The organism is Nonomuraea sp. WAC 01424 (assembly GCF_003947315.1).
In the GTDB taxonomy this organism is placed as follows: domain Bacteria; phylum Actinomycetota; class Actinomycetes; order Streptosporangiales; family Streptosporangiaceae; genus Nonomuraea; species Nonomuraea spiralis.
This window is the reverse complement of the sequence record NZ_QHHZ01000006.1, coordinates 132,095-154,584: the sequence shown is the minus strand read 5'-3', so window position 1 is coordinate 154,584 and position 22,490 is coordinate 132,095. Positions and strand designations below refer to the sequence as shown.

The 22,490-nt window shown below is 71.6% G+C and carries 25 protein-coding genes; 20 read left to right on the top strand and 5 right to left on the bottom strand.

Going from position 1 to position 22,490, the window contains the following annotated elements; translation table 11 throughout:
* The first annotated feature begins 22 nt into the window (after positions 1-22).
* From DMB42_RS18150 to DMB42_RS18100, 11 genes are all read left to right on the top strand, one after another.
* The gene (locus DMB42_RS18150) at positions 23-820 is read left to right on the top strand and encodes an IclR family transcriptional regulator (RefSeq protein ID WP_125636083.1); all 798 of its coding nucleotides are present in this window, start codon (positions 23-25) and stop codon (positions 818-820) included.
* 176 nt (positions 821-996) lie between these two features.
* The gene (locus tag DMB42_RS18145; RefSeq protein WP_125636082.1) at positions 997-2,946 is read left to right on the top strand and encodes a peptidase C14; all 1,950 of its coding nucleotides are present in this window, start codon (positions 997-999) and stop codon (positions 2,944-2,946) included.
* A gap of 12 nt (positions 2,947-2,958) precedes the next feature.
* Positions 2,959-5,025 carry a peptidase C14 gene (locus tag DMB42_RS18140; RefSeq protein ID WP_185844719.1) on the top strand — a complete coding sequence of 689 codons (2,067 nt, stop codon included), beginning with the start codon at positions 2,959-2,961 and terminating at the stop codon, positions 5,023-5,025.
* Positions 5,026-6,246: a Gfo/Idh/MocA family protein gene (locus tag DMB42_RS18135; RefSeq protein ID WP_125636081.1), complete on the top strand. Its 1,221-nt coding sequence runs from the start codon at positions 5,026-5,028 to the stop codon at positions 6,244-6,246.
* A gap of 12 nt (positions 6,247-6,258) precedes the next feature.
* Positions 6,259-7,482, top strand: a complete 1,224-nt coding sequence (locus DMB42_RS18130; protein ID WP_125636080.1) for a sugar ABC transporter substrate-binding protein — start codon at positions 6,259-6,261, stop codon at positions 7,480-7,482.
* Positions 7,482-8,336 (top strand): carbohydrate ABC transporter permease, encoded by an 855-nt coding sequence (locus DMB42_RS18125; RefSeq protein ID WP_125636079.1) that lies wholly within the window; start codon positions 7,482-7,484, stop codon positions 8,334-8,336. Before DMB42_RS18130 ends, DMB42_RS18125 begins: the two co-directional genes overlap by 1 nt.
* Positions 8,333-9,178 carry a carbohydrate ABC transporter permease gene (locus DMB42_RS18120; RefSeq protein WP_221762224.1) on the top strand — a complete coding sequence of 282 codons (846 nt, stop codon included), beginning with the start codon at positions 8,333-8,335 and terminating at the stop codon, positions 9,176-9,178. Before DMB42_RS18125 ends, DMB42_RS18120 begins: the two co-directional genes overlap by 4 nt.
* Positions 9,178-10,200 (top strand): NAD(P)-dependent oxidoreductase, encoded by a 1,023-nt coding sequence (locus DMB42_RS18115; protein ID WP_125636078.1) that lies wholly within the window; start codon positions 9,178-9,180, stop codon positions 10,198-10,200. The genes DMB42_RS18120 and DMB42_RS18115 overlap by 1 nt, the downstream gene beginning before the upstream one ends.
* Complete coding sequence (locus DMB42_RS18110) at positions 10,200-11,204, top strand: dihydrodipicolinate synthase family protein (protein ID WP_125636077.1); 1,005 nt, start codon at positions 10,200-10,202, stop codon at positions 11,202-11,204. Before DMB42_RS18115 ends, DMB42_RS18110 begins: the two co-directional genes overlap by 1 nt.
* Positions 11,188-12,162 carry a hydroxyacid dehydrogenase gene (locus tag DMB42_RS18105; protein ID WP_125636076.1) on the top strand — a complete coding sequence of 325 codons (975 nt, stop codon included), beginning with the start codon at positions 11,188-11,190 and terminating at the stop codon, positions 12,160-12,162. Before DMB42_RS18110 ends, DMB42_RS18105 begins: the two co-directional genes overlap by 17 nt.
* Positions 12,163-12,216: 54 nt before the next feature.
* Positions 12,217-13,074, top strand: coding sequence for a GNAT family N-acetyltransferase (locus DMB42_RS18100; RefSeq protein WP_125636074.1), 858 nt, complete (start codon positions 12,217-12,219; stop codon positions 13,072-13,074).
* A 9-nt stretch (positions 13,075-13,083) separates the two neighbouring features.
* Here the strand turns inward: DMB42_RS18100 and DMB42_RS18095 are convergent, their stop codons facing one another.
* Entirely contained in the window at positions 13,084-14,052 is a 969-nt protein-coding gene (locus DMB42_RS18095; protein ID WP_125636070.1) for an inositol-3-phosphate synthase, read from the bottom strand.
* 92 nt (positions 14,053-14,144) lie between these two features.
* On the opposite strand from DMB42_RS18095, the gene DMB42_RS18090 reads away from it, so the two are divergent.
* Together DMB42_RS18090 and DMB42_RS18085 are read left to right on the top strand one after the other, a co-directional pair.
* On the top strand, positions 14,145-14,744 hold the full coding sequence (locus DMB42_RS18090) for a PadR family transcriptional regulator (RefSeq protein WP_125636068.1): 600 nt from the start codon (positions 14,145-14,147) through the stop codon (positions 14,742-14,744).
* A gap of 142 nt (positions 14,745-14,886) precedes the next feature.
* On the top strand, positions 14,887-15,765 hold the full coding sequence (locus DMB42_RS18085; RefSeq protein ID WP_125636066.1) for an alpha/beta fold hydrolase: 879 nt from the start codon (positions 14,887-14,889) through the stop codon (positions 15,763-15,765).
* 157 nt (positions 15,766-15,922) lie between these two features.
* Here DMB42_RS18085 and DMB42_RS18080 read toward each other — a convergent pair whose 3' ends face one another.
* Positions 15,923-16,447, bottom strand: coding sequence for a hypothetical protein (locus DMB42_RS18080; RefSeq protein WP_125636064.1), 525 nt, complete (start codon positions 16,445-16,447; stop codon positions 15,923-15,925).
* A gap of 136 nt (positions 16,448-16,583) precedes the next feature.
* Here DMB42_RS18080 and DMB42_RS18075 point away from each other — a divergent pair, with 136 nt between their 5' ends.
* Genes DMB42_RS18075 through DMB42_RS18065 form a run of 3 tightly spaced genes read left to right on the top strand, consistent with a single transcriptional unit; the run spans position 16,584 to position 19,179 of the window.
* Entirely contained in the window at positions 16,584-17,258 is a 675-nt protein-coding gene (locus DMB42_RS18075; RefSeq protein WP_125636062.1) for a response regulator transcription factor, read from the top strand.
* Positions 17,255-18,664: a HAMP domain-containing sensor histidine kinase gene (locus DMB42_RS18070; RefSeq protein ID WP_125636060.1), complete on the top strand. Its 1,410-nt coding sequence runs from the start codon at positions 17,255-17,257 to the stop codon at positions 18,662-18,664. The genes DMB42_RS18075 and DMB42_RS18070 overlap by 4 nt, the downstream gene beginning before the upstream one ends.
* A 59-nt stretch (positions 18,665-18,723) precedes the next feature.
* The gene (locus DMB42_RS18065) at positions 18,724-19,179 is read left to right on the top strand and encodes a GerMN domain-containing protein (RefSeq protein WP_125636058.1); all 456 of its coding nucleotides are present in this window, start codon (positions 18,724-18,726) and stop codon (positions 19,177-19,179) included.
* Between the two features lie 5 nt (positions 19,180-19,184).
* Here DMB42_RS18065 and DMB42_RS18060 read toward each other — a convergent pair whose 3' ends face one another.
* From DMB42_RS18060 to DMB42_RS53240, 3 genes are all read right to left on the bottom strand, one after another.
* Positions 19,185-19,436, bottom strand: a complete 252-nt coding sequence (locus DMB42_RS18060; protein WP_125636056.1) for a hypothetical protein — start codon at positions 19,434-19,436, stop codon at positions 19,185-19,187.
* A gap of 68 nt (positions 19,437-19,504) precedes the next feature.
* A complete protein-coding gene (locus DMB42_RS18055; protein ID WP_125636053.1) occupies positions 19,505-19,969 on the bottom strand; it encodes a hypothetical protein in 465 nt (154 codons plus the stop codon).
* A 60-nt stretch (positions 19,970-20,029) separates the two neighbouring features.
* Positions 20,030-20,173: a hypothetical protein gene (locus tag DMB42_RS53240; RefSeq protein ID WP_185844718.1), complete on the bottom strand. Its 144-nt coding sequence runs from the start codon at positions 20,171-20,173 to the stop codon at positions 20,030-20,032.
* 113 nt (positions 20,174-20,286) lie between these two features.
* Here DMB42_RS53240 and DMB42_RS18050 point away from each other — a divergent pair, with 113 nt between their 5' ends.
* The 4 genes from DMB42_RS18050 to DMB42_RS55010 all read left to right on the top strand — a co-directional run bounded on the left by DMB42_RS18050 (position 20,287) and on the right by DMB42_RS55010 (position 22,403).
* The gene (locus DMB42_RS18050) at positions 20,287-20,676 is read left to right on the top strand and encodes a hypothetical protein (protein WP_125636051.1); all 390 of its coding nucleotides are present in this window, start codon (positions 20,287-20,289) and stop codon (positions 20,674-20,676) included.
* A gap of 92 nt (positions 20,677-20,768) precedes the next feature.
* Positions 20,769-21,032, top strand: a complete 264-nt coding sequence (locus DMB42_RS18045) for an SAV_915 family protein (RefSeq protein WP_125636049.1) — start codon at positions 20,769-20,771, stop codon at positions 21,030-21,032.
* Entirely contained in the window at positions 21,029-22,192 is a 1,164-nt protein-coding gene (locus tag DMB42_RS18040; protein WP_260477763.1) for a diaminopimelate decarboxylase, read from the top strand. The genes DMB42_RS18045 and DMB42_RS18040 overlap by 4 nt, the downstream gene beginning before the upstream one ends.
* Positions 22,095-22,403 carry a hypothetical protein gene (locus DMB42_RS55010; protein ID WP_260477793.1) on the top strand — a complete coding sequence of 103 codons (309 nt, stop codon included), beginning with the start codon at positions 22,095-22,097 and terminating at the stop codon, positions 22,401-22,403. The genes DMB42_RS18040 and DMB42_RS55010 overlap by 98 nt, the downstream gene beginning before the upstream one ends.
* The last annotated feature ends 87 nt before the right edge of the window (positions 22,404-22,490 follow it).

Sequence of the window (22,490 nt, the reverse complement as noted above, 5' to 3'; positions counted from 1 at the left end):
AATTCCGCTAAACTGTTCGGCTGTGACGAACACTGCTGCTGAGGAATCGCGATATTGGGTCCGCAGCGTCGCCCGCGCCGCCGAGGTGCTTGAGGTCCTGTCCCGCGTGGGGCAGGGCGGCGGCATGAGCGTGACCGAAGTCGCCGCGGCCTGCGGGTTGAGCAAGAGCGCCGCCTTCGCCACGCTCTACACGCTGCGCGCCTACAGCCTGGTCGCCGACGACGGCGAGGGCATGAACCGCCGCTACCGGCTGGGCATGGCGCTGGCCAGGCTGGGAGCGAGGGCCCAGGACCAGCTCTCGCTGCGCGACGTGGCCCGGCCGGCGCTGGTCCAGCTCACCGAGCGCACCGGGATGAACTCCAGGCTCGCGGTGCCCGAGGCCGGACAGGCCGTCGTCGTCGACCAGGTGAGCAACGGCGAGCGCATCCAGGTCGACCTGCGGATGGGCACCAGAGAGCTGCCCCACTGCACCGGGCTGGGCAAGGCGCTGCTGGCCGAGATGGACGACGACGAGGTCGCCAGGGTCGTCGGCCAGGTCGGCCAGCCGCGCAGGACCGGCCACACGATCACCGAGCTGCCGCTGCTGCTGGCCCACCTGAAGACGGTCAGGGAGCTCGGCTACGCGGTCGACGACGAGGAGGACGCCGACGGGATCTTCTGCATCGGCAGCGCGCTGCGCGACCACACCGGCGCCTGCGTGGGCGCGATCAGCATCACCTCGCTCAAGCGTGACCTGCCCGCCTGGCGCTACCAGGAGCTCGGCCGGGAGGTGCGGGAGACCGCGGCGACGATCTCCAGGAGTCTCGGGCATCCCGCGTGACGGCTTGACAGATCGGCGGCCACTGTCTAGCGTCCTCGCCAATCGTTTCGGGCGAAGAGCCGACTCCGAGCGCCGCGGCCCCGGCGCCGGACGTCCAGGGCCGCAGCACCGCCGCCTGCCCGCCTTCGCACGCCGCCCGGCCTTCCCATCACCCCGTTCCCGAAGGCCTTCCCCCCATGAACCATGTAGCCGACGTCGCGCGCCTCCTCGCGCTCGACGTCTCCCGACTCGCCGACGGCACGCTGCTGCGTGTCGCGGGTTACCATCGCGCCGGTGACGGCGGCGGCAAGCTCGTCCGCTGGGACGCGGCCTCCACCGCCCCCGCCAACGGCGGCACGGTCCTCGGCTCCGCGCCGAAGGGCCGCTGGATCCAGGTCCACGACGGCTGCCTCGACTTCCGGGCGTTCGGCGTCCTCGACGCCAGGACGCCCGCGGACGCGGCGCTGGAGGCCATGGTCAACGACCCGGCCGTGTCCAGGATCGAGGCCCACACCGACCTCAACTTCGTCAGGCGCCACACCTTCCGGCGCTCGGACATCGTGCTCGACTTCGGTGGCCACACCATGACCACCGAGGGCATCGAGAAGAACTCCCACGACAACCCGTTCGGCGCGGTCCTGTTCTTCCAGGGCGAGACGACCAAGACCGTCGTCACCGGTACGCTCACGGCCACGGTCCCCGACCTGGCCGACGTCTTCGAGGTCGACTCCCGCGAGTTCCGGGTCGGCCAGTGGTGGGCCGTGGAGGTCGACCGGCTGGCCGGCACGTACGAACGCGAGCTGCAACGCCTGGTCCAGATCACCCAGATCGTGGACGGCCGGCACGTCCGGGTGAACTACAAGAACGGCTGGGAGCTCGCGGCCGGCCGTACGCTGACCTGGAAGCTGATCAGGCCGGTCGAACGCGCCCACGTACGCGACCTGCGCTTCGAGGCCGCCCCCGGCGGCGACGAGTACACCGGCTCGCACCCGATCGCCTACGAGTACGCCGTCCACTGCGACGTCGACGGCGTGCACGCCACCGGCAGCTTCTGGCCGGTGATCATGCGGCGCTGGTGCACCCACTTCCGCACCGAGCGCTGCAGCCTGAAGAACCCCCCGACCGTCATGTACGGCGGCGCCGGCTACCTGACCCAGCAGATCTACTGCCTGTACGGCCACGTCGCCGACTGCACCACGTCCAACGTCCGCCACCTCAACGACTTCACCGCCAGCGCCTACTGCACCGTCGAGAACTGCCACGGCGACGGCGACGACGAGGGCGGCAACCCCTTCACCACCCACGGCCAGTACGAGCACGACCTGGTCTTCACCGGCAACTCCGGCCTCATGGACATCGCCAACAGCGGCGCCCTGTGGGGCACCAGCGCCAAGCGCATCACCGTGCGCAAGCACCTGTGCTCATGGTTCGTGGCCGGGACGAAGATCACCGACCTGACGCTGGAGGACGTACGGGTGATCCCGCGCTCGACGTTCGACCCGGCGGGAACGCTCCAGGTGAACGCCGACGGGCTGCACATGCGCGGCTGCTCGGCCAGGACCGTCGCGATCGGCCAGCGTTCCAGCCGCTCCGGCCGGCCCAACGTCATCGAGGGCTGCTCCTTCGACCTGCCCAAGGACCAGGTGCTGGTGCAGACGCCGGTGAGCAACGCGCTGCACTTCAAGGAGTGCGTCATCACCGGTCTCGACGGCGCCACCCTGCGCGGCTCGGGTCCCCTGCGCTTCACCGGGTGCGTCCTGAGCGGCAAGGGCCAGGTCTCGCTGGGCTCGTCCGACGTCGTGATCAGCGGCGGCCGGCTCGACGGCGTGCGGGTCGAGCTGAGCGCCGTACGCGACCAGCGGCTGCGCCTGGAGGGCGTCACGCTGGAGGGCGCCACCCTCTCCCGGGCCGCCGGTCCGGGTGTGCTGTCCTGGGAACTCGCGGCCTGTACGGCCTCGGCCACCCGCGTCGAGCTGGCCGCGGGCGACAACCGCTTCCGCGCCACCGGCTCCCGATTCACCGGCGGCGGCCTCGATCTGCGGGCCGCCACCGTGCTGGTGCACACCGGCTGCACCGAGGAGGGCGTCGAGCGCGCCTTCCCGCCGTCCGGTCCCCGCGTCCTCATCGCCGACACCCTCGCACTGTAAGGAACCCCTCCCATGGAACGTCGTGACATCCTGCGCGTCACCGGTTTAGCGGCTGTCGGCACCGTCCTGATGACCAAGCCCGCGCTCGCCGAGCCGGACAAGAAGCCCAAGGACGAGGTGCAGGCCGTCGGCACCGTCGCCGAATTGCTCGCCTTCGAGGCCGCCAAGCTGGCGGACGGCACGCTGGCGCAGGTCGCGGGCTATCTCAAGCCGGGCGACGGCGGCGGCAAGCTCGTCCGCTGGGACGCCGCGTCCACCACCGCCGCCAACGGCGGCACGGTCCTCGGCTCCGCGCCCAAGGGCCGCTGGATCCAGCTCCACGACGGCTGCCTCGACTTCCGGGCGTTCGGCCTCTTCGACGACAAGACGCCCGCGGACGCGGCGCTGGAGGCCATGGTCAACGACCCGGCCGTGTCCAGGATCGAGGCCCACACCGACCTCAACTTCGTCAAGCGGCACAAGTTCCAGCGCTCCGGCCTGGTGCTGGACTTCGGCGGCCACACGATGCGCACCGTGGGCATCGAGAAGGCCGGTCAGGACGACCCGTTCGCGGCGGTGTTGTTCTTCCGCGGGAAGGTCACCTCCACCACGGTCACCCACAAGCTGAGCGCCGCGGTGCCCGACCTGTCGGACGTCTTCGAGGTCGCCGACTCCGCCGCCTTCAAGGTCGGGCAGTGGTGGAGCGCCGAGGTCAACGCGCTGTCCGGCCGCTGGGAACGGGAGCTGCAGAAGCTGGTCGAGATCACCCAGATCGTCGACGGCACGCACATCCGCGTCGGGTACAAGAACGGCTGGGAGCTGGCCGCCGGCCGGACGATCACCTGGACCCTCGTCGAGCCGGTCGAGCGCGTGCACGTACGCAACCTGCGCTTCGAGGGCGTCGCGGACGGCGACCAGTACACCGGCTCGCACCCGCTGGCCTACGAGTACGCCGTCCACTGCGACGTCGAGGGCATCCACGGCACGGGCACGTTCTGGCCGCTGATCATGCGGCGCTGGGCCACCCACTTCCGCACCGAACGCTGCACGCTGAAGAACCCCGCCAGCGTGACGTGGGGCGGGGCGGGCTACCTGACCCAGCAGATCTACTGCCTGTACGGCCACGTCAGCGACTGCCACACCGCCAACGCCCGCCACCTGAACGACTTCACCGCCAGCGCCTACTGCTACGTGGAGAACTGCCACGGCGACGGCGACGACCAGGGCCCGTTCGTCACCCACGGCCAGTACGAGCACGACCTGACCTACACCGGCAACTCCGGCCTGATGACCTTCGCCAACTCCGGCGCGGCCTGGGGCTCGGCGGCCAAGCGGATCACGGTGCGCAAGCACGTCTGCTCGTGGTTCGTGGCCCGGGTGAAGGTCACCGACCTGACGCTGGAGGACCTTCAGGTCATCGGCAAGCCGTCGCTGGACGGCTCGGGCATGATCTGGGTCAACGCCGACGGCGTGCAGATGCGCGGTTGCTCGGCCAGCCACACGCTGATCGTCTCCCAGCAGTCGAAGTTGTCCGGCCGCCCCAACCTGATCGAGGGCTGCGTCTTCAACGTCCCGGCCAAGAGCGAGATCGTCCAGGCGAACGTGACCGCGCCGGTGCACATCAGCCGCACCACGTTCAACGGCCTGAACGGCAACACCGACAACGGCGCCGACCTGCGCCTGTCCGGCTCCACGCTGAACGGCGCCGAGGGCGCGGCCCCGCTGGTCCTCGCCGGGTCGGTGTCGCTGACCGGCTGCACGGTCAAGAACGTGGGCCTCGCCGCCCTCGGCAAGGCCGACCAGCGCGTCCGCCTCGACGGCGGCACCGAGCTGGCCGGGGCCGGGTTGTCGCGGGTGGAGGGCGCCGGGCTCGACTCCTGGCAGCTGGCCGGGATCCGGAGCCAGAACGCCGGCGCCCACGTCCAGCTCGACTCCGGCAAGAACCGCTACACGGCGACCGGCTGCCAGTTCGGCGGCGGCCGCCTGTCGATCAAGTCCTTCGAGGTGGTCCAGCACACGGGCAACGTCGAGGAGGGCGTCACCAGGGAGCTGCCGGCCGACGGCCCGAAGGTCCTCACTTCAGGAAATCTGGTGATCTAGGTGCGCAAAGTCACGCTGGCGGTCGCGGGAGCGGGCAACCGGGGGCAGACCTACGCCTCCTGGATCGCCGCCCACCCCGAACGCGCGGAGCTGGTCGCCGTGGCCGACCCCGACCCCGCCCGCCGGGCCAGGCTCGCCGGGCCCGGGGTGCGCGAGCTCGCCGACTGGCGCGAGCTGCTGCGCGAGCGGGTGGCCGACGCGGTCGTCCTGTCCACCCAGGACCGCCTGCACGTCGAGCCCGCCGTCGCCCTGGCACGGGCGGGTTACGCGCTGCTGGTGGAGAAGCCCGTGGCGCCGACCGAGGAGGAGTGCCGCGAGATCGTCTCGGCCGTCCGCGAGACGGGCGTGCTCTTCGCCGTCTGCCACGTGCTGCGCTACACCCCCTACACCGCGCTGGTGAAGGAGACCGTGGACAGCGGGGTGCTCGGCGAGGTCATGAGTGTCGAGCACCTGGAACCGGTCGGCTGGTGGCACCAGGCGCACTCCTACGTGCGCGGCCCCTGGCGCAGCGAGCGCCTGGCCAGCCCGATGTTGCTGGCCAAGTCCTCCCACGACCTGGACTGGCTGGCCTACGTCACCGGGCTCAGGATCGAGAAGGTCGCCAGCTTCGGCTCGCTCGGCCACTTCAGGCCAGAGCGGCGTCCGGCCGAGGCCGCCGACCGCTGCCTCGACTGCGTCCTGGAGCCCGGCTGCCCGTACTCGGCGCCCCGGCTGTACCTGAACCGCGGCTACGACTGGCCGACCAGCGTCCTCGGCGAGAACGAGCAGCAGGTCATGGACGCCCTGCGCACCGGCCCGTACGGCAGGTGCGTCTACGCCTGCGACAACGACGTGGTCGACCACCAGGTGCTCGCCATGGAGCTGACCGGCGGGGCGACCGCGACCTTCACCATGACCGCCTTCACCGAGCAGACCCACCGCCAGACGAAGATCTTCGGCACCCACGGGCGGCTGATCGGCGACGGCGAGTCGGTCGAGGTGCTCGACTTCCGCGACGGCCGTACCACCCGTCGCGGCGTCGCGGAGACCGGCTCGAACGCCGGCGACGGCCACGGCGGCGGCGACGACGGCGTGATGGACGCCTTCGTCACCGCGCTGGCCACCGGCGACCCCGCACACGTGCGCTCGGGCCCCACCGAGTCGCTCCACAGCCACCTCGCGGTCTTCGCCGCCGAGAAGGCCCGGCACAGCGGCACGGTCCTCACCGTGCCCGCATCCTAGGAAGGAACGAACATGCGACTGCGCGCGCTGGCCGCCGCTGCGGCCGCCCTCGGGACCTTGACCGCCTGCGGCGGCGGCTCCGGAGGCGACGAGAAGCAGACCGTGACCATGTGGGTCTACCCGACCATCGTCGACCAGGCCAAGCACCAGGCGTTCTGGGACGAGCAGACCAAGGCGTTCGAGGCGGCCAACCCGAACATCGACGTCAAGGTCGAGATCTACCCGTGGGCCAAGCGCGACGAGGCGCTGTCCACGGCGATCGCCGGCAACAAGGCGCCCGACGTGGTCTACCTCATCCCCGACCAGCTCCCCAAGTACGCCAAGACGCTGGAGCCGGTCGACGCCTACCTGGCCGACAAGGCCGACTACCGGGACAACGCCCTGAAGTCGGTCACCATCGACGGCAAGGTCATGGGCGCGCCGATCCTCATGTCGGCCAACCCGCTGGTCTGCAACCAGAAGGCCTTCGACGCCGCCGGGGTCACCGAGTTCCCCAAGACCTGGAACGACGTGCTCACCCTGGCCCCGAAGTTCAAGGCCAAGGACGTGGACGTCACCAACTACTGGGCCGACCCCGCCGCCACCCTCAACCAGTCGTTCTACCCGCTGCTGTGGCAGGCGGGCGGCGACGTGTTCAGCGCCGACGGCAAGTCGGCGGGCTTCGCCGGCCCCGAGGGCGTCAAGGCGCTGACGTTCCTGAAGGACCTGGCCGAGGGCGGCTTCGTGGAGAAGGACCTGCTGACCGGGCTGCCCAAGTTCGAGCAGACCAGGACCGCGCAGAACAAGGTGGCCTGCACCTGGCAGCAGCTCCCCGCCGACGTCGAGTCGTTCTGGGGCAAGGAGAACATCAAGGTCATGCCTCCGCTGACCGACACCAAGCAGGTCGCCTACGGCACCGTCGGCTCGCTGACCCTGCTCAAGGCGTCCGACCACAAGGAGGCGGCGGGCAAGTGGATCGGCTTCGCCACCGGGGCCGCCCCGAGCAAGGCCTACGACCTGGCCTCCGGCTACTTCTCCCCGCGCAAGTCCACCGGCGCGCTGTACGCCGACGACCCGGTCCAGTCCGAGGTGGAGAAGACGCTCGACCTGACCACGGCCGGGCCGCTGCACGAGAAGGCACGTGATGTGATGGGCGTCCTGGCTCCCGAGATCCAGGCCGCGCTGATCGGCAAGAAGACGCCCGAGCAGGCGCTCGCCGACGCGGCCAAGGCCGCGAACGCGCTGCTGGGTGGCTGATGGCGGCGCTCGACGTCAGGCGGTGGGAGGCGCGGACCGGACTGCTGTTCGTCCTGCCGTGCCTCCTGCTCTTCCTGCTGTTCCGGTTCGGCCCGTCCGTCGCCGGGGTGTTGCTGGGGTTCTTCGACTCCTCCATCGGCGACAGCCCGACGTGGACCGGCGTGGACAACTACCGGCGGATGGCCACCGACCCCGTCTTCTGGGAATCACTCCGCATCACGCTGATCTACACGATCCTCTACGTGCCGGCGTCGATGGCCGCCTCGGTGGGCATGGCGCTGCTGGTACGCCGCGCCTTCCGCGGGGCCGCCTTCTTCCGTTCGGTCTTCTTCCTGCCCGTCGTCACCAGCCTGGTCCTGGCCGGGACGGTCTTCACCTGGCTGTTCTCCTCCGAGGGGCCGATCACCAAGCTCACCGGGCAGTCCTGGCTGGCCTCGACCACGCTGGTCATCCCGGCCCTGGTGATCGTCTCGGTCTGGTCCAGGTTCGGGTACGGCATGCTGATCGTCCTGGCCCGGCTCCAGGACCTGCCGCGGGAGCTGGAGGAGGCCGCGCTCACCGACGGCGCCTCCACCTGGCAGCGGTTCCGCTACATCGTGGCCCCGCAGCTGCGCCCCGCGCTGTTCTTCGTCGCCGTCATCGAGACGACGAACTCCTTCCAGGTGTTCGACCTGGTCTACGTGATGACCGGCGGCGGCCCGGCACACGGCAGCTTCACGCTGGTCATGGCCCTGTACGAGCAGGCGTTCAAGAACTTCGACTTCGGCTACGCCAGCGCCATCGGCGTCGCGCTGTTCGTCATGACCCTCGTGGTCGCGCTGATCCAGCGCCTGATCATCGGGAGGTCGAAGTGACGAAGTATCGCTCGTACAAGGCGCTGGAGCCGACCAGGGCCGGGAAGGTCGCCAGGTTCGTCCTGCTGGCCGTGGCCACGCCGGTCACGCTGTTCCCCTTCTACGCGATGGTCGTGTTGTCGCTGAAGCCGGGCACGGCGGTGACGTTCCCGGAGAGCATGCTGCCCTGGCCGGTCGACTTCGGCGCCTACGGCGAGGTGCTGGGCGGGCGCGACCTGGTCACCTGGACGGTCAACACGCTGATCTACTCCGTCATCAGCGTGGTGGCCGTGCTGCTGCTGGCCTCGCTGGCCGGATACGCCTTCGCCAAGAAACGGTTCCCCGGCCGCGAGCCCATGTTCTGGTCGTTCCTGGCCATGGTCATGGTGCCGTACCACGTGACGCTCATCCCGACGTTCATGCTCATCGCCGAGCTGGGCGGGGTGGACACCTACTGGGGGCTGATCCTGCCGACGCTGGCCAACGCGCAGGCGGTGTTCCTGATGCGGCAGTTCATCATGGGCCTGCCGGACGAGCTGTTCGAGGCGGCCCGGCTCGACGGCGCCTCGGAGTGGCGGATCTTCAGCAGGATCGTCCTGCCGCTGTGCAAGCCGATCCTGGCCACGCTGGGCGTCTTCGTCTTCCTGTGGCACTGGAACGACCTGCTCTGGCCGCTCATCATCGGCGGCGGCGCCGACATGCGTACCCTGACCGTGGGCATCGCCTCCCTCCAGACGGAGAACGTCCCGCTCAGCGTGGTGCTGGCCGGGGCCACGGTCGCGTTCGTACCGATCTTCGCCGCCTATCTGGTCGGCCAGCGATATTTCACCGAAGGAGTCACGATGTCGGGGATCAAGGGCTGATGTTCACCTCCGTCGACGATCTGGAAGAGCACCTCACCCGTCCCTCCGAGTCGCTCGTCGCCGACCTCGCCGCCGCCTCCGGCGACCTGGTCGTGCTGGGCGCCGGGGGCAAGATGGGGCCCACGCTGTGCCGCCTGGCCCGGAGCGGCCTGGACGCCGCCGGGCGCGGCGCCGACCGCGTCTTCGCCGTCTCCCGCTGGTCCGACCGTACGGCCGCCGCCGCCCTCGCCGGACACGGCGTGGACGTCGTCCCCTTCGACCTGCTCGACGGCGACCTGGGCACGCTGCCCGACGCCTCGGACGTGGTCTTCATGGTCGGGGCGAAGTTCGGCACGTCCGCCGCGCCGTACCTCGCCTGGGTCGTCAACGCGGCACTGCCCGCGCGCGTCGCCGAACGGTACGGCGAGGCGCGCGTGGCCGCGCTGTCCACGGGCAACGTCTACCCGCTGGTGCCCCTCTCGTCGGGCGGCAGCGCCGAGGGCGACCCGGTCGGGCCGGTGGGCGAGTACGCGATGAGCTGCCTCGGACGCGAACGCATCTTCGAGCACGCGGCCGCCACCCGCGGCACGGCCGTGACGCTCATCCGCCTCAACTACGCCGTCGACCTGCGATACGGCGTGCTCGCCGACATCGGGCAGCGGGTGTTGTCCGGCACTGCGGTGGACGTGACGACCGGGCACGTCAACGTGGTCTGGCAGGGCTACGCCAACGAGGTCGTGCTGCGCTCGCTCGGCCACGCGACCGCCGGCACGCCCTTCACGCTGAACCTGACCGGCCCCGAGACCGCCTCGGTCCGCCGGGTGGCCGCCGACTTCGGCGCACGCCTCGGCACACCGGTGTCCTTCGACGGGTCGGAGGCCGAGACGGCGCTGCTGAACGACGCCACGCTCTGCCACCGGCTCTTCGGCTACCCGCAGGTGCCGCTGGGCACGCTCATCGACTGGCAGGCCGCCTGGTTGTCCGCCGGGCTGCCGACGTCGGGCAAACCCACCAAGTTCGCCGTACGAGACGGGAGATTCTGATGCCCACCCCGCCCTCCGCGCTGTCCCGCCTGCGGGCCGGGACCGTCATCCCCGCCCACCCGCCCGCGCTGACCGCGGACCGGGTGTTCGACGAGCGCCGCCAGGCCGCGCTGACCCGGTACTACCTGGCCGCGGGCGCCGGTGGGCTGGCCGTGGGCGTGCACACGACCCAGTTCGAGATCCGCCGGGCCGGGCTGCTGGAGCCGGTCCTGCGCCTGGCCGCCGACGTGGCCGCGGAATCGGCCGGTGAACGGCCGGTGCTCGTCGCCGGGGCGTGCGGGCCGACCGCGCAGGCGGTGTCCGAGGCCGAACTGGCCGCCTCGCTCGGGTACGACGCCGTACTGCTCTCGCCGGTCGTGCCGGGCGCCTCCGAGGACGACCTGCTGGCACGGGCCGCGGCCGTGGGCGAGGTGCTGCCGGTCATCGGCTTCTACCTGCAAGCGGCCATCGGCGGGCCGGTGTTGTCGCGCGGCTTCTGGCGGGCGCTGGCCGACCAGCCCTCCACGGTCGCGGTGAAGGTGGCGGCGTTCGACCGCTATCGCTCCCTGGACGTGGCGCACGGCGTGGCCGCCTCCGACCGGGCCGACCAGGTCACGCTGTACACCGGCAACGACGACCACATCATCGGCGACCTGCTGGCCGAGCTGCCCGGCGGGTTGCGCTTCACCGGCGGGCTGCTCGGCCAGTGGGCGGTGTGGACCCGGGCGGCGGGGGAGATGTTCGACGGCCTGCGGAACGACCCGGCGTCGTGGTGGGGCCGGGCCACGGCGCTCACCGACGCCAACGCCGCCGTCTTCGACGCCGCCAACGCCTTCGCCGGCTGCATCGCCGGGGTGCACGAGGTGCTGCGCAGGCAGGGCCTGCTGGACGGGACCTGGTGCCTCGACCCCGGCGAGGGCCTCTCCCCCGGCCAGGCCGAGGAACTGACCCGCGTCAGCGCCGCCTACCCGTGGCTGACCGACGACGACTTCGTGGCGGAGCACCGCGATGCCTGGCTGCGCTGACTCCCCCGTACGCGTCCTGGTCAGCGTCTCGCCGCGGTTGCGCGAGCAGTTCTTCCCCGACCCCGCGGCCCTGCTGGCCTTGGGGGACGTACGGCTGGTCGACGACCACCGGGCGCTCCCCGAGTCGCTGCCCGGCACCGACGTGCTGGTGACCTCGTGGGGAACGCCGCCGCTCACCGCCGCGCTGCTCGACCGGGCGCCCGGACTGCGGCTGGTCGCGCACACCGGGGCGACGGTCAAGCCGTTCGTCACCGGGGAGTTGTGGGCGCGCGGCATCCGGGTCACCCAGGCGGGTGCGGCCATGGCGCGGTCGGTGGCGGAGGTGGCGCTGACCTTCACCCTGGCGCTGCTGCACCAGGTGCACCGCTTCGACCACGCCCTGCGCAGCGGCCTGCCGTGGGAGACGGCCGAGCGGGCGCCGGCCAGGCGCGAGATCCTCGGCTGCCCGATCGGCGTCATCGGCGCCTCCCGGACCGGCCGGGCGTACCTGGACCTCGTCCGCGCCCTCGGCGCCGAGGTCAGCGTCGCCGACCCGTACCACGACGGGGCCGTGGAACTCGACGAACTGCTGTCCACCAGCCGGATCGTCGCCGTGCACGCCCCGGCGCTGCCGGAGACGCGCCACCTGCTCGGGGCGCGGGAGCTGGCGCTGATGCCGGACGGCGCCGGGCTGGTCAACACCGCCAGGTCGTGGCTGGTCGAGGTCGCCGCGCTGCTGGCGGAGCTGCGTACGGGACGGCTGGACGCGGCGATCGACGTCTTCGACGAGGAGCCGCTGCCGGTCGGGCACCCGTTCCGCGGACTGCCGAACGCGCTGCTCACCCCGCACCAGGCGGCCGGCACCGATTCCGGCCGGGCCCGCCAGGGCCGGCTGGTGGTCGAGGAGATCGCCCGGTACGCCGGCGGCGTCCCGCTGGAGCACGAGGTGACCCCGGACCTCCTGGAGAGAATGGGATGACGACGGATCTTCCGGGGAGGACGGGATGACGACACGCTTTCTGGGGAGGACGCGATGACGGCGTTGCGCAGCGCGCGGCCCGGCGACCGTGAGGCGCTGTACACCCTGTGGGCCACCTGTTTCGACGCCCCGCACGTGGTCCCCCTGTACGAGACCGACCCCGGCCGGTACGACCGGACGTTCGTGACCGACGACGTGTCGGCCTGCGTGTACTACCTCCCGCGCCGGGTCCACGACGGCCTGGGCGGCGAGGTGCTGGTGGGCGGGGTGGCCAACGTCGCCGCCCACCCCTCGGTCCGGGGCCGCGGGCACGTCCGGCGGCTGCTGGCGCTGGCGGCCGAGGCGATGACGGCCGACGGTTGCGCGTGGTCGCTGCTGTTCACCGGCACGCCCGGCGTCTACAAGGAGTGGACCACCTTCGAACTCCAGACCGTCTCCGGCCCTCTGCGCCCCGCCACCCCTTCCGGGCCGGGCCTGCGCAGGGTCGCCGCGCGCGACGCGGCCGTCCTGCGGGACCTGCACGAACGGCACAACGCACGGCGTCCCCTGACCGCCGTACGGGACGCGGCGCACTGGCGCGAGCGGGTGCCGGCCTGGTACGGCGAGCCGGTCGAGCTGCTGGCCGGTGACGCCGGGTACGCGGCCGTACGCTGGGACGGCGGCGTGCTCGACGTGCTCGAGGTCGCCGGTGACCTGCCCCAGGTGCTCGCCGCCCTGGCCGCCGAGGCGGGCGCCAGGCGCGTCCGTTCCGGGAGGGCCCGGCTGACCTGGCACGATCCGGCCCTGCCGGCCCTGTTCTCGGCCGTCACGCCGGAGCGGGACCGTACGGGGATGGCCCGTACGCTCCTGGCCGACCCGGCGCCCGTGGTCGGGGCCGCGAACGCCGCACACTGGCCGGCGGACTACTTCTGACCCCGGAGTTCAGACGGCGGTGCCCGGAGGGGACTTCAGCAGCGACGCGGCCTCGTCGAGGTAACCGCCACGGTGTTGCCGCGACGCGCCGGCCGCCATGCGGATGAGGTCGATGTTGACTCCGGCGGCGCCGCTGGGGTCGTGCACCTTCAGCTTCACGTCGAGGGACACCGTGGTCTCGCCCCACGCCTGGGCCTCGATGTTGATGTGGGCCACCTTGTGCGACTTCAGGTGCGGAAGGTATCCGAGCGGGGCGACCTCCACCAGGTCGGGCGCCTCCCCTTGCGAGGTGAGGGCGTTGAGCTTGGACCGCATCTTGCCCTCGCCGTGCTCGACCAGGTTGCGGAAGTCCTCGGTTCCTCCCAGATTGACCTGGTAGGAGCTGGTGAGGGTGAGCCCGCGCTCCTCCAGCAGCCGCAGCAGCGCGTGATGGACGATCGAGGTGCCGAACTGGCTGGTCAGATCGTCGCCGAGGAGCGGCAGCCCGGCCGCGGCGAAGCGGTCCAGCACCTGCGGATCGCGGGCCACCGGGTCGGAGGTGGTGTTGACGAACGCCGCCTTCCCGGCCCGCAGCGCCGCCTCCGCGTAGGCGAGCGCCGTCTCCGGCCGGCCGCTGGGAGCGGCATAGAGCACGACCTCCGCACCGGCCAGCTCCGCGGCCACCCGGTCCACCTCGGCGCCGTCGGCGGCGTCGGTGATGCCCCGGCACACCGTGACGCCCGAGAGCGGCAGCTCGCCGATGATCCGCGGATAGTTGTTGGGCGGCAGGAAGATCACCTCGGACAGGTCCCGCCCGACCTTCTCCGGCGAGGTGGCGAACGCCGCCACGAAGTCGACGTCGCCCACCCCCAGCCCCTCCAGCACCGGCCGGCGGATCCCGGCCACACTCCCTGACGCCCGGTACAGCGCTATCCCCTGCACCAGCGCGGACACGTTGTTGCCGACGCCGACCACCGCGACCCTCACCCGTTCGATCATGACCGCAAGGCTACGGCCGCATCTTGCGGTCTGATGCTCGCGTACGTATATTCGTCTACGAGTAATCGTGTGCGAGTGAGGAGGTGACGAGGATGGCCGAGCGGCGACCGGTGGGGAATCTGCTGGCGCTGGCTGTGCTCACCATCGCCGTACAGCGGCCGATGCATCCCTACGAGATGGCCTCCGTACTGCGGTCCCGTGGCAAGGACCAGGACATGCCCATCAAGTGGGGCTCGCTCTACACCGTCGTACGGAACCTCGCCAAACACGGACTGCTGGAAGCGGTGGAGAGCGGCCGGCAGGGCGCCCGCCCCGAACGGACCGTCTACCGCGTCACCGAAGCCGGGCGCCGCGAGGCCGAGGACTGGACCCGCGAACTGCTGTCCACCCCGCAGCGGGAGCCGTCGTCGTTCGAGGCCGGGTTGTCGGTGATGGGCGGCCTGCGCCCCGACGAGGTCGCGACGCTGCTGCGGCAGCGTTCGCACCTGCTGGCGGAACGCATCGAGGACGCCCGCCGGACCCTGGCGGAGGAGCAGGGCGAAGTGCCCAGGCTCTTCCTCATCGAGTCGGAGTACGCGCTGGCGATGCTGGAGGCGCAGGCCGCCTGGGTGCAATCGCTGCTGACGGAACTGTCCGAGGGCACGTTCCCCGACCTGGACGCCTGGCGCGCCTTCCACATGACCCAGGAGTGAAAGATCCCGGCGGCGGTGCTGGAACACCACCGCCGGGAGACCTCGGGAACCGAAGAAACCGCGAAGCGGAGCCCCGGCCACGAGATACCGCGAACAACGATAGCCGGGCTCCCTTCCCGTACCGCAACGAAGGGAAGCCATCATGACCACGACCACCATCGGCTCGGTGACGTCGGCCGACGGCACCACGATCGGCTACCGCGAGATCGGGCACGGCCCCGGCCTGGTGATCCTGCACGGCGCCATGCAGACGGGAGACAGCCAGCTCGAACTGGCCGAGGCCCTGTCGCAGGACTTCACCTGCTACCTGCCCGACCGTCGCGGCCGGGGCCGCAGCGGTCCTGTCGGCCCCGGCTACGGCCTGCACCGCGAGGTGGAGGACCTGGCGGCGCTGATCGATGCCACGGGCGCACGCCACGTCGCGGGCGTGAGCTCGGGCGCGATCATCACGCTGCGCACCCTGCTCGTCCGCCCCGACCTGGACAGCGCCGTCGTCTTCGAGCCGCCGCTCTTCACCGACGGCTCGGCCCCGGCCGCCGGCCTGCCGCGCCTCGACCGGGAACTCGCCGCCGGCCGGACCGCGGCGGCGCTCGTCACCGGCATGAAGGCCGCCCAGCTCGGGCCGCCGATCTTCCAGGTCATGCCGCGCCGGGTGCTCGAACTGCTGACCGGCCTGATGCTGAAGGGCGGGAGCAAGGACGCCGCGCCCGGCGGAGCGCCGACGTTCGAAGAGCTCGCCCCGACACTGCGCCAGGACATCCAGGTGGCCGTGGACGCGGCGGGCGACCTGACCGAGTACGGGACGGTACGGCCCGAGGTGCTGCTGCTCAGCGGCAGCAAGAGCCCCGCCTACCTGCGTGCCGCCCTGGAGCGGCTGGAACGGATCCTGCCGCACGCCCGGCGTACGCTCCTGGACGGGCTCGACCACAGTGCCACGTCGAACGCCGCCCAGCGCGGACGCCCCGAGCGCGTGGCCGCGGTGATCCGCCCCTTCCTCGCCCCCGGACGCGCCGGCTCATGAACCACCGCCCGTCCGGCCCGGCCCCCGTGTCGCCGGGCCGGACCCGCGTTCCCGCCAACCCTCTCCCCGGACGTCGAGGGGAGGGCATGGCCAGGCGGGAACGCGGGCGGCCGGTTCTCGTACGGGGCGGCTAGTTCTCCCCGTACGGCGCGGGCGGCTAGTTCTCCTCGTACGGCGCGGGCGGGCGCAGGGAGTCGCAACCCTCGAAGACCTGCTTCTCGGCGGCCGAACCGGGCTTGACCGCCTTGAACCCGGCGGGCCTCGTCTCGTCCTTGCCGATGGGCTGCCAGACGCCGCCCTTGCGCAGGCACTGGGCCCACGCCGCGAACTTGGCCTCGTCCTCGGGCGAGGACGGTTCGGCGCCGCCGAGGATCGCCGAGTCCCACTCCTTGCACGCCTTCATGGCGGCGTCGAGCTTGGCCTGGGTGACCTTGGTGACGGCGCTGGTGTCGAGGTCCTGGCCCTTGACCGGGTCCGGGATGTCGATCCCGTTCTCGCGCATGCAGCCGGCGAACTTCACGGCGGTCTCGTGCCAGCTCGGTTTGGCGGCGGCAGTGGCGGTGGCGGCGACACTCGGGGCGGCGCTCGACGTGCTGGCGAAACTCTGGGCGCCGCACGCGGCGCTCAGCGCCAGGGCGGGAACGGCGGCCAGGACGGCGAGGCGCCGCTTGGTGATGAACACATGTCCTCCTACAGGTCCGTGATCGGCCCTCACCATGGCCTCTCTCTGTAAGCAGGCCATCTGCCACATGTCATGAACCTGTAATAGCTTTCAAAGCCGGACAAATCGCACGTCGGAGCCGTCGATACTGGACCGCATGGCTCGCGTGCTCCTGATCGAAGACGACCCGAACGTCAGGGAAGCCCTGACGCTCGCCCTCAAGGGCCGGGATCACGAGGTCGCGTCGGCGGCGTCCGGCGAGGAGGGGCTGCAACGGCTGGCCCGCTTCGCCGCCGACGTGGTCGTGCTCGACCTCATGTTGCCGGGCATCGACGGGTTCGAGGTCTGCCGGCGCATCCGCGCGACCACCTCCACCTCGATCGTGATGCTGAGCGCGCGGGGCGACGACTTCGACGTGGTCGGCGGCCTGGAGGCCGGGGCGGACGACTACGTGGTCAAACCGGTGCGCCCGCAGGTGCTGGAGGCCCGGATCAGGGCGGTGCTGCGGCGTACCGACAGCGTGCCCTCACCGGTGGAGACGTACGGCGCGCTGCGCGTGGACCGCGCCTCCCTGACCGTGAGCAGGGACGGACGGCAGGTCGCGCTGCCGCCGATGGAGTTGCGGCTGCTGCTGTACCTGTCGGCGGCGCCCGGACAGGTCTTCAACCGGCAGCAGCTCCTGGAGTCGGTGTGGGAGCATGACTACCTGGGCGACTCGCGGCTGGTGGACGCGTGCGTGCAGCGACTGCGCGCCAAGATCGAGGACGTGCCGGCCGAGCCGAGATACGTGCAGACCGTACGCGGATTCGGTTACCGCTTCGGGCCGGTATGACCTGGTTGCGGGGGTTGCGGGCCCGGCTGGTGATCACGTTCGTGCTGGTGGGCGGGCTGAGCGCGGTGGGGGCCGCCGGGCTGACCTACTACGTGGCCCGGCACAACCTGCTGTCCGGCGTACAGGACCGGTTGCTCGACGACTTCAGGTACCGGGTGCTGCTGCTGTCGCGTGACGTCGCGGTGCCCGCCACCGACGAGGAGCTCGCCCTGCTGGCCGAGGACCTTGAGGTGGGCGACCGCAAGGTGTACGTCGTCCGGGACGGCGCCGTCCCGAGCGACGCCCGCGTCACCGCCGAACTGCGCGCGGACGTGCTGCGCCGGCCGGTGCTGGCCTGGCAGCGGGTGACCCGCGACGGGGTGCCGTACCTGGTGGCCGGCAGCCGGGTCATGCTCATCGCGGGCGGCACGCCGTCGGGGATCACCGTCTATCTCGTCGAGTCGCTGGCGCAGGCCGCGTCCGACGAGACGGCCGTGTTGCGCGCCGCGCAGGCCGCCGCCGTACCCGTCGTGCTGGTGGCGGTGCTGGCCGGGCTGCTGGCCGCGCGCGGCGTGCTGCGTCCGGTCGCCGACCTGGACCACGCGGCCCGGCGGCTGGGCGAGGGGCGCCTGGAGACCCGCCTGCCCGTACGCGGCGGCGACGAGCTGGCCCGGCTGGCCGGACGGTTCAACGAGACCGCCGCGGCGCTCGAACGTTCGGTGGGCGAGCTGCGCGAGCTGGAGGCCAGGTCGCGGCGGTTCGTCGCCGACGTCTCCCACGAGCTGCGCACCCCGCTGGCCACCGCCACCGCCGTCACCGACGTGCTCGAAGCCGGCGCCGACCGGCTGGACGCCGACGCCGGCGCGGCGGCCCGGCTGGTCACCGCCGAGATCACCAGGCTCACCAGGCTCGTCGACGACCTGATGGAGATCTCCCGCTTCGACGCCGGAGCCGCCGTGCTCAACCTCGACGACGTGGACCTCGGCGCCGCCGTCGCCGCGTGCCTGCGCTCACGCGGCTGGAGCTCCGCCGTCAGCGCGGACCTGCCGCCGGACGTCATCGTCCCCCTTGACCCCCGCCGCCTGGACGTCATCGTCGCCAACCTCGTCGGCAACGCCCTGCGGCACGGCACGCCACCCGTCACGGTACGGGTGCGCGCCACCGGCGAGACCGTCGCCGTCGGGGTGGCCGACCACGGGCCGGGCCTGCCCGCCGACGTGCTCCCGTACGTCTTCGAGCGCTTCTACAAGGCGGACGCGGCCCGTACGCGATCCGAGGGGAGCGGGCTGGGACTGGCCATCGCCCGCGAGAACGCCCTCCTGCACGGAGGCGACCTGACCGTCGCCCCGGGCCCCGGCGCCGTCTTCACCCTCACCCTCCGAAGAACCGGCCCACCCGCCCCCCACCCCTCGGAGAAGCACCCATGAGAGCCCGGCCCCCGGTTCTCCCCCCGGCCCTGCTTCCGCCCCTGCCTCCGGTCCTGCCCTTGGCCCTGCTTCTGGTCCTGCTCCTGGTCGGCTGCACGGCCTGCGGGGTCGGTCCCACCGCTGTGATCGGCGCCGGGGAGCCCGCCCGCGGCTTCATCGAGGGCACCCGCCTGTACTTCGTGCAGGACGACCGCCTCGTCTCCGTCGGCCGCCCCGAAGGCCCGCTGGAAGCCGCCGAAGCCGTCGAACTGCTCACCGGCGGCCCCACCTCGAAAGAACGCGAACGCTCCTTCGACACCACCCTGCCCAAGAACCTGGCCGTCAGGGTGACCGACGACGGGTTCACCCTGACCGAGGGAGCCTCGACACCGGTCTCCCGCCTGTCGCGGACGGCGACCGGCCAGATCGTCTGCACGATCGCCGCCGCCACCGCCACCAAGCGCGGCATCGAGGTGAACGACGTACGGGTGACCGTCCCGACCGGCGGACAGACCCGCTGCGAGGACTTCACCTGAGAGCGTCAGTCCACGTACGCCCACAGATCGTAGGTGTAGGAGCCCGGGTAGCTCTGCGGATAGTGCGTGCTGCACCACCAGGTCTGCCAGCGTCCGTTCTCCTGGCCCGACCGGCCGAAGGAGATGCAGATGTCGTAGGGCAGGTTGGTGTAGACGACCTGGAGCGTGGATGTGGCGTGTGCCGGCGTACTCGTGGCCAGGACAGGCGCCAGGGCGGTGACCGCGACGAGCGCCAAGGCGGTGATTCTGCGACGCACCAGCTCTCCCCTCATGAAGGGTCGGATTGTGTGAGAAGCGACCACCGTGAATTGCACGCCGGCGCCCCTCACGACCGCAAGATCGCCCCCCACAGTCCTCCGGCGACCAGCACGAACGTCACACAGACGGTGAAACGTTCATCCGGTGGCCCGGCCACCACTTCGTGGCCGGGTTGCTCGGCGATCCACCGCAGGCCGCTCGGGCACTCGCGCGGGCCGAGGTAGTACCCGCCGTCGCGGCGGGCCCACTCCGCCGTCAGGCACAACGTGCGGAGGCGGTCGCGCAGCCGCGGGTCCGGGATCCGGCGCAGGGCCGCCTCCAGCTCAGGCTTCACCTCGCAGCCGTTCTCGAACGCGACGAGGTCGCCGGGGCCGCCCATGGTCCACGTCGCGGCGCGCATCGCGTCGAACAGGGTTCCGTCGGTACGGACCCGCTGGAGCCACTGCACCATCCCCATCACCTCGTCGCCGTCGACCTCGCCCAGCCGGCCGCCGTGCGGAGCGAGCGCCCGCGCGAGGTCCGACCCGGGCACCGCCCGCCGGGAGCGGGGCCGTACGCGGCCGAGACGGCCCGCAACGCCTCGCGGACCGGCTCACCGGGGCCTCCGTCCAAGCCTGGTGCGGCCGGTCGGCTCGCCGCGCGCGACCGCGCCGAGGTCGATCGCGCCGCCGAAGAGGTCCTCGTGCAGGGAGTCACTGTCGCGGAACGACACGATGCCCGGCCAGAACGCCGGCATCAATATCGCGTAAGCGCGTGTACCGAAGCCGTAGTGATGTCATATCGAAAAGTTCCCCGCCGCCGATGAATGCGTTTTGCTGTATGAGCATTTCCATCTGGAACGGAGGGATCATGCGGACGAGTCGGCCGCTGGAGTTTCTGATCGTGGGCGGGTTCGTGTTGTCTGTTTCGGCCTGCGCCGCAGTGTCCCTGGTGCTGCCCGGCGACGCGGTCGCGCTCCGGGTCGTCGTGATGGGCGCGGTCGTCCCGATCTACTCGTTCTGGTCCCGCAGCGCGGTCGCCGGGTCGGCCACCGCGGTCATGAGCTGGTTCTTCGCCACGGGTTTCCTGGTCAACGGCGCCGGGGAGCTGACCTTCGCGAGCGCCGACGTGGTGCGGGCGCTCGTGTTCCTCGGTCTCGGGTTCGCCGGAGGTCTGCCGGTGTTGTCGCGTTCGCGGGCCGGCAGCCTGTTCGGGACCGTCCGTACGGGGACGGCGTCAATGTCACGCCAGAATTCCTGAGGTCCGCGTCTGAATCGCGTAGTGATCGCGGAGTATCGCCGGAGACGGTTCTAGCGTCTTTCCTGTTCGGCTTTTTCGCTGGAAGGAAACAGATGCCAGAACCTCGATTCTTCGTCCCCGTCAGGGCGGGCGCGTACGCCATGGGCCTGCGGCTGTTCCGTACCGCGTCGGGCGAGCGGACGGCGGTGGCCTTCTCCTCGCCGCTCAAGCTGGCCAAGGTGCTCGGGCCGCAGCAACGGTGGGTGGTGCTCACGGTTCCGGCGTTGCGGAGCATGATCGCCGACCTGGACGTCACCGGCGTCGTCGTCGATCCCGCGGGCACGATGAACGGCCCCGCGGCGAAGCAGGTGGCATGATGTGCCTCCTCCAGCAGGACCAGGCGGGAGTCCTCCAGCAGGACCGAGCGCGAGTCCTCCGACAGGACCGGGCGGGGCAGGAGACGGCGGAGCCCTGGTCGTCCACCACCCGCCTCCGGCCGGTCGCCCGCACCGGGGACGTGCCCCTCATGGACATCGTGGAACGCCACGGCACCCCCGCGTACGTCATGGACGAGACCGACGTACGCGAACGCTGCCGCGCCTTCCGCGCCGCGCTGCCGGACGCCGACATCCTCTACGCCGCCAAGGCGTTCCTGTGCCGCGCGATGGCCACCTGGATCCGCCAGGAGGGGCTGGGCCTCGACGTGTGCTCCGGCGGCGAGCTGGCCGTCGCCCGATCGGCCGGCTTCCCGGCCGACCGGATCGTCTTCCACGGCAACGCCAAGACCCCCCGGGAACTGCTGGAGGCGGTCGAGTACGACGTGGGTCGCATCGTCGTCGACAACCTCGCCGAGATCACCCGGCTCGCCGCGCTGATCCCACCGGGCCGGCGTCAGCAGGTCCTGCTGCGCGTCGTCCCGGACGTCGAGGCAGGCGCCCATAGGGCGATCCGTACGGGCGGCGAGGACCAGAAGTTCGGCCTGTCCATCGCCTCGGGGGACGCGGCCGAGGCCGTGTCCAGAGTGCTGGGCCGGCCGGAACTGCGACTGGTCGGCCTCCACTGCCACCTGGGTTCCCAGATCCGCGCGGCCGAGCCGTACGAGCGGGCGGCCCGGGTCATGGTGGAGCAGCTCGCCCACGTACGGGACACGTACGGGATCGTCCTCCCCCAGCTCGACCTGGTCGGCGGCCAGGGGATCGCGTACCTGGAGGACGAGCGCGGCCTGACCCCCGAGGCGTTCGCCAGGACGGTGCTCAAGGTGACGCGGGACCGCTGCGCGGCCCTGGACCTCCCCATGCCCCTGCTGGTCATCGAGCCGGGACGGTCGATCAGCGGCCCAGCGGGGCTCACCCTGTACCGGGTGATCGCGGTCAAGCGCACCCTCACCCGGACCTTCGTCGCGGTTGGACGGCGGGATGAGCGACAACCCGCGCCCGTCCCTGTACGGCGCGCGCTACACCGCCCGCCCGGCCGCCGCCCGGTCGGCCGCGCCCGCCCGGCAGGTCACCCTGGCCGGGCACCACTGCGAGGCGGGTGACGTGATCGCCGAGAGCGTCGCGCTGCCCGCGGACGTCCGGCCGGGCGACGTCGTCGCGGTGCCGGCCACCGGCGCCTACCACCACTCGATGGCCTCCACCTACAACCTGACCGGCCGCCCGCCGGTCATCGCGGTGGCGGACGGCGCGGCACGGGTCGTGGTACGCCGCGAGGACATCGACGACCTCCTGCGCCGGGACGTGGGCCTGTGACCCGAACCCGGCCCGAGGCGGTGGGACCGTGACCCGGATCCGGCCCGAGGCGGTGGTGTTGCTCGCCCTGATCGCCCTCGTCGCGCT